5 protein-coding genes are annotated in these 12,576 nt (G+C 58.0%); 4 read left to right on the top strand and 1 reads right to left on the bottom strand.

Going from position 1 to position 12,576, the window contains the following annotated elements; all coding sequences use genetic code 11:
* Positions 1 to 481: 481 nt before the first annotated feature.
* Positions 482 to 1,918: a sialate O-acetylesterase gene (locus V9K67_RS18955; protein WP_336725175.1), complete on the top strand. Its 1,437-nt coding sequence runs from the start codon at positions 482 to 484 to the stop codon at positions 1,916 to 1,918.
* Between the two features lie 142 nt (positions 1,919 to 2,060).
* A complete protein-coding gene (locus V9K67_RS18950; protein ID WP_336725174.1) occupies positions 2,061 to 4,355 on the top strand; it encodes a DUF5703 domain-containing protein in 2,295 nt (764 codons plus the stop codon).
* Between the two features lie 192 nt (positions 4,356 to 4,547).
* Here the strand turns inward: V9K67_RS18950 and tnpA are convergent, their stop codons facing one another.
* Positions 4,548 to 5,009 (bottom strand): IS200/IS605 family transposase, encoded by a 462-nt coding sequence (gene tnpA, locus V9K67_RS18945; protein WP_336725173.1) that lies wholly within the window; start codon positions 5,007 to 5,009, stop codon positions 4,548 to 4,550.
* 591 nt (positions 5,010 to 5,600) lie between these two features.
* Between tnpA and V9K67_RS18940 the strand changes: the two genes are divergently transcribed.
* Both V9K67_RS18940 and V9K67_RS18935 read left to right on the top strand, forming a co-directional pair.
* The gene (locus V9K67_RS18940) at positions 5,601 to 7,670 is read left to right on the top strand and encodes an aceric acid hydrolase (RefSeq protein WP_336725172.1); all 2,070 of its coding nucleotides are present in this window, start codon (positions 5,601 to 5,603) and stop codon (positions 7,668 to 7,670) included.
* 254 nt (positions 7,671 to 7,924) lie between these two features.
* Positions 7,925 to 12,487, top strand: coding sequence for a PKD domain-containing protein (locus V9K67_RS18935; RefSeq protein WP_336725171.1), 4,563 nt, complete (start codon positions 7,925 to 7,927; stop codon positions 12,485 to 12,487).
* The last annotated feature ends 89 nt before the right edge of the window (positions 12,488 to 12,576 follow it).

Raw genomic sequence — 12,576 nt, 5'->3', positions numbered from 1 at the left:
AAGCGTTTTGGGGAACTTCTGCTTCTTTTCCGCCTGCTTTATTTTTAAAAATCCGGTGCGTAAAGTTAGGGCTAAGAGGAAAAGAACTCTTAGAGAAAAAAAAGGGGGCTTACGGAGAACCGTCACCCCGTTTAACTTATGCTTGTATATGAAAAGAAAAGGTTGGGGCAGGTGGGCCCTTGTGGCGCCTGCAGCAGCCGCTTTCCCCTTGCGCTTTCGGGGAAAGAAAGGCTCCTTGTTTCAACGATGTGAAGGTAGAATTGCCGTGGTGGGTGAACAATGTACTGTTTTACTTTTCTGCTGGATGATTTTACTATTAACCCCTCTTTGAAAAGCGGGCACGCTTTAATTCAATATTTTAGTCCCTTCAATAAGATTTGCCTGCCCGGGCACTGTTGCCTTTTTAGGAAAATGGACCATTTTCTCATTTTCCAGCGGATGTCCGGGCGTCCTTTACCCGTAAATAATTCCGATTCAGTACATGAAAAAGAACAGATTGTTTGCACTGGTTTGCTCCCTTCTTTTAATGACGCCCTTTTGCGTGCGGGCCGAAGTAAAGCTGCCCTCCCTTTTTACCGATAATATGGTGCTGCAGCAGCAGTCCAACGTCGCCTTCTGGGGCTGGGCCAGGGCCGGTGCTTCGGTATCGGTGACCACTTCGTGGAACAGCAAAAAATATACGGCCCGGGCCGGCACCGACGGCAAGTGGAAGCTGAAGGTGGCCACCCCCGCTGCCGGCGGCCCCTACCAGGTGACCGTCAGCGACGGCACCCCCCTTACCTTAAAGAATGTGCTGATCGGCGAAGTATGGGTGTGCTCGGGTCAATCCAACATGGAAATGCCCGTCAAAGGTTTTAAAGGACAGCCCATCATCGGTTCCAACGAAGCCATCCTGCACTCCCGCAACCCGAAGCTGCGGCTGTACACCGTTCCCCGCTCCTCCCTTACCGAGCGCCAGGACAACAGCAAGCCTTCCCAGTGGAAAGAAGCGGGTCCCGAAGCGGTGGCCGGCTTCAGCGCCACGGCCTACTTTTTTGGCCGCCAGCTCAGCGAGCTGCTGGAGGGTGTTCCCGTCGGACTGATCCATTGTGCCTACAGCGGGTCCTATGCCGAAGCCTGGATGAGCCCTGATGCCCTGAAGGAATTTGCCGACATTAAAATTCCCGCCAAAGGCGACACCATCAAGCAGGTCAGCCGCACCCCTACTACCTTATACAACGGCATGCTGTACCCCATCATCGGCTACGGCATCCGCGGCGCCATCTGGTACCAGGGCGAGTCGAACTATGACAACCCCGACCGCTACGAGATCCTGTTCCCCAAGATGGTGCAGGAATGGCGGACCTCCTGGGACCAGGGTGCCTTTCCGTTTTATTTTGCCCAGATCGCTCCTTATAATTATGCGCAGCTGCCTCCCTACCGCGTAGGCGGCAAGTTCAACTCGGCCTACCTCCGCGATGCCCAGCGCAAGATGGCCGACCGCATCCCCAATAGCGGCCTGGCGGTGCTGATGGACATCGGCGAGGAAAACAACATCCACCCGGCCCGCAAACAGGAAGGCGGCACCCGCCTGGCCCTGCTGGCCCTGGGCAAGACCTACGGCCTGAAAGGCTTTGGCTTTGAAAGCCCCGCCTACGACACGCTCTCGGTCAGCGGCAGCATCGCCACCGTAAGGTTCAAGAATTCCGCCAACGGCCTGACGGCTTTCGGCAAGGAACTCACCACCTTCGAACTGGCCGGCAAGGACAAGGTGTTCTACCCTGCCAAGGCCTGGATCAACGGCAGCTCGGTTTCGGTTTCCTGCCCCCAGGTAAAGGAACCCGTAGCGGTCCGCTATGCCTATAAGGATTTCGTGACCGGCGAACTTTATGGCACCGACGGGTTGCCGGTTTCTTCCTTCCGGACGGACGATTGGTAGGCCTCACCCCCGGCCCCTCTCCATGTGGAGAACCTGTCCCGCCTCAGCGGGAGGGGTGCCCCAACCAGTAGCTTTTCCTACTGGTTGGAATAGAGGGATTCCTTTTTACCTGAATGTTTAATTACGAGTTTCGGTTTTACGCATGAAACGATTGTCGCTTATCTCCTTTTTACTGATAGCTATTAGCCATTTTGCGTTGGCGCAAACGGCGGAGCTGGACGCCTGCAACGTGGTGTGGAACAGCCAGAGTAATCATTCCGGTGAGTCCATGCCGTGTGGGGGTGGTGACATTGGTTTGAACGTGTGGGTGGAAAAGGGCGAGGTCCTGTTTTACTTTGCCCGCAGCGGCTCCTTCGACGAGAACAACGCCCTTCTGAAGGGCGGCCGGGTACGGTTGCGGCTGACCCCTAATCCGTTTGCCGGCAAGGACTTCCGGCAGGAGCTGGTGTTGAAGGACGGCTTTGTGCAGATCGCCGGCAGCAACGGCACGGCCGTTAAGGTGTGGGTGGACGTGTTCCGTCCCGTCATTCACCTGGATGTTACCGGCAATACGGCCACCAAAGCCGAAGCGGTTTACGAAAGCTGGCGCCATAAGGACCGGGTACCCGTAAAAATCCGGGAGTACTTCGGCGGCTCGTACAAATGGGCGCCCAAGGGCGATGTGCGCACGCGCCAGGACCAAGTGGCCTTTGAAGGCAACAGTGTTGTTTTTTACCACCGCAACCAGGATACGTCCGTTTTTGACGTCACCGTACGGCAGCAGGGCCTCGATAAAGTAAAGGATTCCTTATGGAACCCCCTGGGGGGGCGCACCTTTGGCGGGGTCATGCAAGGCAATAATTTTATTCCTGCCGGCACCGCTACCGGCAGCTACCTCGGCACCGAGTTCGGCGGCTGGAAGCTCGAAAGCCGCCGCCCCGCCCGCTCCCATAACCTGCAGCTGGTGCTGCATACCGCCCAGGTGCCTTCGGCCGAGGTGTGGAAGGCTGGTTTGCGCAAAGCCTTTGGCGAGGCGCTAGGGGCCCAAAAGGGCGCGTTTGCCAAAACCACCGCCTGGTGGCAGGACTACTGGAAGAAGAGCTTCATTTTTATGGGCAACGGGCAAGGGGAAACAGCGCAGGTGGGCCGCAACTACCAGCTGTTCCGCTACATGCTCGGCTGCAATGCCTCCGGCGCCTGGCCCACCAAGTTCAACGGCGGCCTCTTTACCTACGATCCTTCCCTGACCGATACGGCCCAGTCCTTTACCCCCGACTACCGCAACTGGGGTGGCGGCACCCATACGGCCCAGAACCAGCGGCTGGTGTATTTCCCGCTGCTCAAAAGCGGGGATTTCGACCTGATGCAGCCGCAGTTCGATTTTTACCGCAACCTGCTGCGCAACGCCGAGCTGCGGACCCAAACCTATTGGGGGCACAAGGGCGCCTGCTTTACCGAACAACTGGAATCCTTTGGCCTGCCCAACCCTGCCGAATACGGGTGGAACCGCCCCGCCTCCTTCGACAAGGGCCTCGAATACAATGCCTGGCTGGAATACGAATGGGATACCGTGCTGGAGTTTTGCCTGATGATGCTGGAAACCGAACGCTATGCCGGCAAGGATATATCGGGTTATCTCCCTTTCATCGAAAGCTGCCTGACCTTCTTTAACGAGCACTACCAGCAACTGGCCCGCCAGCGCGGCCGCCAGGCCCTGGACGGGGCGGGCAAGCTGGTGCTCTATCCCGGCTCGGGGGCCGAGACCTACAAGATGGCCTACAACAGCACCTCCACCATCGCCGCCCTGCAAACCGTGCTCACCCGCCTGCTGGAGCTGCCCGAAAATTATCTGGGCAAAGAAAAGCGGGCCGAATGGAGCCTGATGCTGCAACGCATCCCCCCGATCTCGTTCCGCGAATTCGACGGGCACCGCACCCTATCTCCGGCCCAGGCCTGGGAGCGCATCAACAACACCGAAGTACCGCAGCTCTACCCGGTCTTTCCCTGGGGCCTTTACGGCGTGGGCAAACCCGGCCTGGACATCGCCCGGAATACCTGGAACTACGATACCAGCGCCTTAAGATTCCGCAGCCACGTGGGCTGGAAGCAGGACAACATCTTTGCCGCCCGCCTCGGTCTGACCGATGAGGCCGCCCGGCTGGCGGTGCTGAAGCTGAAAGATTCCGGCCGCCGTTTCCCCGCTTTCTGGGGTCCCGGCTTCGACTGGACGCCCGATCACAACTGGGGCGGCTCCGGCGCCATCGGCCTGCAGGAAATGCTGCTCCAAACCGACGGCAAAAAGATTTTCCTGTTCCCCGCCTGGCCCAAATCCTGGAACGTCCATTTCAAGCTGCATGCTCCCTACAACACCACGGTGGAAGCCACCATGAAGGACGGTAAGGTAACGGAGCTCAAGGTGCTGCCGGAAAGCAGGAAGAAGGATATCATTCTCCCTTAAATGTCATCCCGGCTGCTGTTGAGTCAACGCATTCGGTAGACATTAATTCAGATGTATCCTTCAGGCCCGGATGTAAGTTAGGGACGGAATTCATTGTGCCGTTAGGCACAATTGGTGGGTAGCATATCGTGGTTACAGGGCATCGTTCCGTTAGGAACGATTGGTAATTGCCCTAAGAAGAAGGTTCAATGATTACTCAGGCTCTTTGAATAAATATCGCGGATCATATTCTACCTCGAACGCATCGAGAAAGGCTTTGTATTCCTGCAAAAAAGTCACTTTCTGGTGGTGCTTTTCCTGGTTCTGAATGTAACGGATGACCTGGGGCAAACTGCTTTTTGAATAAGAAAAGCAGCCATACCCTTCCTGCCAGGCGAAACGGCTGGGCGTCAGCCGGCAATCATTGATCCATTTAGTGCTTTCGGTTTTAACGTGCTGTACAATTTCCGATATGGCTTGTGAAGGCCGCAAACCGATCAGGATGTGAATATGATCCGGCATGCTATTGATCTGCAGCATTTTGTGTTTGTAATTTTGAATGAGCCCGGTGAGGTATTGATGTAACCGCTCTTTCCAGGAAGCATTTATTAGGGCTGCCCGGTGTTGAACGGCAAAAACAAACTGGAGGTGAATCTGTGTATAGGTGTTAGACATGTGGAAACTTATTTCCATATAAGTTACATGCATTTACCGGAAAATACCAATCGTTCCTAGCGGAACGAAGCTTTTGGTTTGGGGTTTCTACCCACCAGGCGTTCCTAACGGAACGCAATCGTTTTTCATGTAAGTTCTTTCAATTGAAAACTGGCTGGTGTATCTCAGTGATTTGCTTTTGTCTCATAGGGACAACTGGTCGGTAGTTACTAGCGAAACGCAGCTTTCGGGATGGGGTTTCTACCCTCCAGCTTTCCTAACGGAATGCAATCGTTTTTAATTGGAGTTCTTTCAATTGAAACGTTGCAGGTTGGGCCAGGAAATCGGTAGAAGCTTGTTTGGGGAATATAATCCTGGGTAAAAGTTAAGTTAACTATGGAAACCTGCTCTTTGTCCCGTAGGGACAACTGGTGGGTAGAAAACCCGGTTCCGTAAACATCGTTCCTTTCGGAACGATTGGTATTTGCAGAATGCAGAATGGTAAAGAGGAATAAAGCTCTTCCACCTTTTTTCATTTTAAATGAATAACCGGCGGAAGATTCAATGCAATTGCAAACTTTAAATTATTTATAAACGAACACAATCAAACATATGAGAATTGTCAAAACAACGATTGCCCTCTGTGCCCTGCTGGCGGTTCACCAACAGCAGGCCGTGGCACAAAAACAGGGCAAAGGCAAAAGCGCGGCCCCGGCCGTCAGCAAAAGCCTGGTAAATACCTCGAAAAGCGCGTATGCCAAACTGAGCAGCCCCGATATGGGCGACGTACAGTGGACCCAGGGCTTCTGGGCCGACCGCTTCCGCGTCTGCCGCGATTCGATGGTGCCCAACCTCTGGAACATTTACAACGACGCCAGCATCAGCCACGCCTTCAAGAACTTCGAGATCGCCGCCGGCCTGGATACCGGCTCGCATAAAGGCCCCTCCTTCCACGACGGCGACTACTACAAAGCCCTCGAAGCCATGGCGAGCCTCTATGCTGTTACCCGCGACAAAAAGCTCGACGCGCTGATGGACAAGGCCATTGCCGTGATCGCCAAATCGCAGCGCGAGGACGGTTACATCTATACCAAGGCCATGATCGACCAGCGCAAGACCGGCGAGAAGAACCAGTTCCAGGACCGCCTGAGCTTTGAAGCCTACAACATCGGCCACCTGATGACCGCCGGCTGCGTGCACTACCGCGTGACCGGGAAGACGTCCCTGCTCGAGGTAGCCCGCAAAGCCACCGACTACCTGTACAACTTTTACAAAAAATCCAACCCCACCCTGGCGCGCAACGCCATCTGCCCCTCGCACTACATGGGCGTAGTGGAAATGTACCGCACCACGGCTGATGGGCGCTACCTGGAGCTGGCCAAACACCTCATCGACATCAAGGGAAAGATCGACGACGGCACCGACGACAACCAGGACCGCATCCCCTTCCGCCAGCAGACGAAGGTGATGGGCCATGCCGTCCGGGCCAACTACCTCTATGCCGGCGTGGCCGACGTGTATGCCGAAACCGGTGACACCTCGCTGATGGGCCGCCTGAACCTGATGTGGAACGACCTGGTACAGCACAAAATGTACATCACCGGCGGCTGCGGCTCGCTCTATGACGGCACCTCCCCCGACGGCACCTCGTACAACCCCTCCGAAGTGCAGAAGATCCACCAGGCCTACGGCCGCGACTTCCAGCTGCCCAACCATACGGCGCACAACGAAACCTGCGCCAACATCGGCAACGTGCTCTGGAACTGGCGCATGCTGCAGCTGACCGGCCAGGCCAAATACGCCGATGTGGTGGAGCTGGCCCTGTACAACAGCGTGCTGTCGGGCATCAGCCTCAACGGTAAGAACTTCTTATACACCAACCCCCTGGCTTATTCCGATAACCTGCCCTTCAAGCAACGCTGGTCGAAGGACCGCGTGGGCTACATTTCCCTGTCGAACTGCTGCCCGCCCAACGTGGTGCGCACGGTGGCCGAGGTGGGCAACTACGCCTACAGCGTGGCGGAGAATGGCCTGTACGTAAACCTGTACGGCGGCAACAGCCTGTCGACCCAACTGAAGAACGGCGCGCCGCTGAAGCTGTCGCAGCAAACGGCCTACCCCTGGGAAGGCAACGTCCGCCTGGCCCTGGAACAGGTGCCGGCCGGCGAATTCTCGTTCTTCCTGCGCATTCCGGGCTGGAGCAGCGGCGGAAAGGTGCTGGTGAACGGCCAGCCCTTCAGCACCGCCACCCAGCCGGGCAGCTATGCCGAACTGCGCCGCCAATGGAAAAAGGGCGACGTGATCGACCTGGTGCTGCCGATGGAAGCCAAGCTGATCGAGTCGAACCCGCTGGTGGAAGAAACCCGCAACCAGGTTGCCGTGAAGCGCGGCCCCGTGGTGTACTGCCTGGAGTCGGTGGACCTGCCGGCCGGCCAGAAGGTGCAGAACGTGACCCTGCCTGCCGCCATCGACCTGAAGCCGGAACTGATTACCGTGGAAGGCAGCCCCATCATGAGCCTGCAGGGCACTGCCCGGCTGATGGGCGACGCCAACTGGCAGAACCAGCTGTACCGCGAAGTGCAGCAGGACGCCCGCACCGTGCCCGTACGCCTGGTGCCTTACTATGCCTGGGGCAACCGCGGCCATGCCGAGATGTCGGTTTGGCTCCCGGTTAGCCGCTAGTCTTCCCCATCGTATACGCCCCGGCAGGCCCCATCCTGCCGGGGCTTTTTTTGTGGCGACCTTTGCCTCTTTTGTTGGGCAGGATACGCGGCACACTTAGGGCAAAATAGATAAGTCCAATACAAGAAAACGCTTACTTTTCCTCTGCGGTTATAGGTATTTTTAAATATAGGATTTGAAAAGCATGCTCATCATTTTGGCGGGCAGCATTTTTGACGTCCTTATCCTATTTAAACTATTTCGTATACCCGCTTATGAATCCTTCTCCTGGTTGCCGATGCCTGTTCCTGTTTTTTTTCACGCTGGTCCTGTGCCTGGGCCAGGTCCGGGTGTCCGCTCAATCCACTCCTGACTTTTCCGCTTCTACCGTATCGGGCTGTGCGCCCCTGCTCGTTCATTTTACCGACAAGTCGGGCGGCAATCCCTCCGAATGGCGGTGGAGCCTGGGCAACGGCGTGGTGTCGGTGCTGCAAAATCCTTCGACCACCTACAGCAATCCCGGCACCTACACCATCAAGCTGGTAGTGCGTAGCGCTTCCGGCGCCGACTCGGTGGTCCGGAACGCCTTCATTACCGTTTATCCCAATCCCGACGTAGCTTTCCGGGCTTCCGACTCCCTGAGCTGCCCGCCCCTCAGCGTCCAGTTCCGCGACCTCACCACCACCGGCAGCGGCCGCATCACCAACTGGAGCTGGGATTTCGGCGACGGGGTCACCGCCACCACCGCCAGCCCCACGCATGTATACCAGAATGCGGGCAACTTTACGGTAACGCTCAAGGCCACCAACAACTACGGATGCTTCAAAGCCTTCAGCAAACCCCAGTATATCCAGATCGGCGAACGGTCGCAGCCCGATTTTACGTTTGCCATTCCCGATAAATGTGGCGATCCTGCCACGGTCCAATTTACCAATACCTCCACGGCCCCCGCCGGCAACGTATTCACCTGGCATTTCGGTGACGGCACCACGTCGCAACAGAAAGACCCGGTGAAAACCTTTGCCACGGGCAAGACCTATACCGTAAAGCTGGTGTCCGCCTCCGGCAGCTGCGCCGATTCGGTGAGCAAGGCCGTTACCGTGAGTACCCGACCCGCCCCGGCTTTTTCCGCCACCGGCGAAACCTCCTCCTGCAAGGCCCCGTTCACCGTTTCGTTCAAAAACACGACGGCAGGCACCTACACCTATAAATGGCTGTTCGGCGACGGCGGCTCCTCCACCCAGGCCCAGCCTTCCTATACGTATAAAGCGCCCGGCCTGTATACCGTGCGCCTGATCGTTTTTTACGGCAGCGGCTGCAGCGATACCCTCACCCGCAGCGAATATATCCGCATCCAGCAGCCTGCCGTCACCCTGTCGGGCCTGCAGCGCACCGGCTGCACCCCCCTGGCGGTGAAGCCGACTGCCACCATCGCCAACCAGGAAGCCATCGTCAGCTACCTGTGGGACTTTGGCGACGGCACGACCAGCACCCAAAGCAATCCCACCCATACCTATACCCGGCCCGGCAACTTTGCGGTGACCCTGACGGTGGGCACCAGCATGGGCTGTACCAGCACCACCACCGTGGCCGACGCGGTCCGGGTCGGCAATAAGCCCGATGCCGATTTTACCTTCGACATAGACGGCGCCTGCGCCCTTACCCCCATCCAGTTTTCCGATCGCAGCACCGGGGCCATTGACCGGTGGCTATGGAAGTTCGGCGCCCTCGATTCCTCGTCGGAGAAAAACCCCGTGCATAAATTCCAGAATGGCGGCGCCCAGTCCGTTACCCTGGTGGTCTGGAGCAATACCTGTTCGGATACGCTGTACCGGCAAAATGCCGTTATTGTAAAGCCGCCATCCTCCGACTTTACCCTGAAGAACGATTGCTCCGATAAATACAAAAAAGAATTCACGGATAAGTCGACGGGAGCCGCCAGCTGGTCCTGGGACTTTGGCGACGGCACCACTTCCACCGAGCGGAATCCCGTGCATACTTATGCCGCCAAAGGCACCTACAAGGTGACCCTTACGTCGACCAGCGGCGGCTGCAGCGGCAGCAAATGGCAGACGGTCAACGTCATTGATGAAAATGCCACCTTTACCGCCGACAAGGAACCCATCTGCGCCGATGCCGCCGTTCGGTTTTCCAGCACCGTTACCAACCCCGGCCTGGTCTCCCGCTGGCTTTGGCGCTTTGGCGACGGCGGCACCGCCAGTACGGCGGGAACGGCTGCCCGCACCTATAAAAACCCGGGCAAGTTTACCGCTTCCCTGACCATCACCGATTTGGTGGGTTGCGAGTCCCGGTACGAGACCCCGGTCAGCGTGTACGGGCCCACGGCCGTATTCAGCCTGCCGGCAACCAGCGCCTGCCTGGGGAAAGGGCCGGTTACGTTCCGCGACCAGTCGGAAGCCTACGGCACCACCACGATCGCACGGAAGATCTGGGCCTTTGGTGACGGCAAGTCGGATTCTTCCGGCCAGCCGTCCGTACAATATACCTATACCAAGACCGGCAGTTACACGGTGTCCCTGACCGTGGTGGACAATTTCGGCTGCAGCAACAAGGTCAGCCAGAAAAGCCTGGTGGTGACCCGGCCGAAAGCGGCCTTCCAGTCGCCCGATACCCTCAGCTGCATCGGCAGCGCGGTACGCTTCCTCAACCAGTCGGACACCCTGAACAATGCTACCTACAAATGGACGTTCGGCGATAATGCCACCGCCACCGGGGCGGAACCCGTGCACCGCTACGCCGCCGAAGGGTCGTTTGCCGTGCGGCTGGTGGCGGCCGATAAATACGGCTGTACCGATACGGCCCTGAAGCCCGCCTATGTACGTATAAGTATGCCCAAGGCCGACTTTTCCGTTTCCGACGAAGTAGGTAACTGCCCGCCCCTGCTGGTGCAGTTTACCCATTCGGCTACCAACTACAACCGCCTGGAATGGCTGTTCGACGACGGCAATAATTCGACCCTGGCCAACCCGGCGCACTACTACACCCTGGCCAATACCTATTACCCCAAACTGGTGGCCTTCGGGCCGGGCGGCTGTTCGGACACCGCCGATAAAAAGATCCTGGTGAAGGGGCCCAAGGGCAATTTCAGCTATACGAACCTGCTGGGCTGTACGCCGCTCAAGGTAGACTTCAAGGCCACGGCCTCGGACTATACCTCCATTGTGTGGGATTACCGCGACGGGGCCACCTTGACCACCCGGGAAACCTCGGTGGTTCATACCTATGTTCCCTGGGGCAGCTTTGCACCCAAGATGATCCTGACCGACGAATCCGGCTGCAGCGTGTATATCCCCGGCAAGGATACCATCCGGGTAATGGGTGTGGAGGCTTCCTTCTCCCAAAGCCAGGCTACGCTTTGCGGTTCCGGCAATGTCACCTTTACCGGCACCACCAACAGCAACGACCCGGTTGCGGCCTATGAATGGACCTTCGGCGACGGCGGCACGGCGGCAGTGAAGAGCCCTGTGCATGCGTATGCCGCTGCCGGCGACTACCCTGCCCGGTTCATTGCCCGCACCCAGGCGGGTTGTGCCGATACGGCCTTGAGTACGGCTCCGCTGAAAGTGTATGAAAAGCCCGACGTGGCGATCACCGGTGAGGCGGCCTCCTGCCTGCCGGCCCACCTGTCCTTTGCCGGCCAGGTGGTGAAGGGCAATGCCGCCGCCCTGCAGTGGAACTGGACCTTCGGCAACGGCCAGACCGCCCGCACGGCTACCGCCCCGGCCCAGGTGTACAGCAAGGAAGGCAAGTATACCATAACCGCCCAGGTCACCGACGAGCATGGCTGCAAGGATACCGCCACCAAACTCCTGACGGTGCATCCCCTTCCGGCCACCAATGCCGGTCCCAACCGGGTGCTGTGCCGCAACAATACCCTGCAGTTTAATGTGACGGGTGCCACCCGCTACTCCTGGCGCGAGGACGCCAGCCTGAACTGCCTGGATTGCCCCGCCCCGGTGGCCTCCCCCACCCAGGACGCGACCTACGTGGTCATCGGCACCAACGAATTCGGTTGTACCAAAGCCGACACGGTTCTGGTAAGGGTGCGCCAGCCCTTTACCCTGGCGGTGGGTCCTGCCGATACCATCTGTGCCGGCGAATCGGCCCGGTTGTCGGCTTCCGGAGCGGAAAACTATGCCTGGTCGCCCACCACCGGCCTGGATAACCCGGCCTCGGCTACTCCCCGGGCACAGCCTACCGTGACGACGCGGTATACCGTTAAAGCGTTTGACAACGACAATTGCTTGGTGCGCACCGACTCGGTGCTGGTCGCCGTCGGCAGCAAGCCTTCCGTGGAGCTGGGTCCCGGCATTTCGGCCACTGCCGGTTCGTCGGTACCCCTGCGGCCCGCCACTTCGGCCGACGTTTCTTCCTGGAAGTGGGTGCCCGCAACGTACCTGAGCTGTGCCGATTGTCCCGCCCCCGTCGCCACGCCGAAGGAACCCATGAAGTACAAGCTGGAGGTCGCCAACGCTTACGGGTGCACCAATTCCGACGAGGTGTCGGTGGCGGTGGTTTGTACCGGCGGCAACCTGTTTTTGCCCAACACCTTCTCCCCCAATGGCGATGGCCGCAACGATGTTTTTTATCCCCGCGGCTCCGGCATTTCCAACATCCGTTCCCTGAAGGTGTATAACCGCTGGGGCGAGCTGGTGTTCGAACGGAGGAATTTCAACAGCAATGATGCCTCGTCCGGCTGGGACGGCACCTACAAGGGGAAAAAGCTGGCGCCCGATACGTTCATCTATTTCTGCGAGGCCGTCTGCTCCAATAACGAAGTCCTCCCCTACAAAGGCGACGTGACGCTGCTACGGTAATTTCGGATGCCGGATTTCGTCTCGCCCCAGGCGAGAGGAACCCTCGAAAGTTGATAATGGTTTACACAATAAAATGCCTCCGCAACCCG

Source organism: Huijunlia imazamoxiresistens (genome assembly GCF_037132455.1).
GTDB lineage: Bacteria > Bacteroidota > Bacteroidia > Chitinophagales > Chitinophagaceae > Flavisolibacter > Flavisolibacter imazamoxiresistens.
The sequence above is the reverse complement of the archived record's forward strand: the minus strand, read 5'-3'. Positions and strand labels throughout refer to the sequence as shown.

Coding starts and splice junctions, on each gene's coding strand:
- V9K67_RS18955 (WP_336725175.1), top strand. CDS start 482: ATGAAAAAGAACAGATTGTTTGCACTGGTTTGCTCCCTTCTTTTAATG.
- tnpA (WP_336725173.1), bottom strand. CDS start 5,009: ATGTCTAACACCTATACACAGATTCACCTCCAGTTTGTTTTTGCCGTT.
- V9K67_RS18940 (WP_336725172.1), top strand. CDS start 5,601: ATGAGAATTGTCAAAACAACGATTGCCCTCTGTGCCCTGCTGGCGGTT.
- V9K67_RS18935 (WP_336725171.1), top strand. CDS start 7,925: ATGAATCCTTCTCCTGGTTGCCGATGCCTGTTCCTGTTTTTTTTCACG.
- V9K67_RS18950 (WP_336725174.1), top strand. CDS start 2,061: ATGAAACGATTGTCGCTTATCTCCTTTTTACTGATAGCTATTAGCCAT.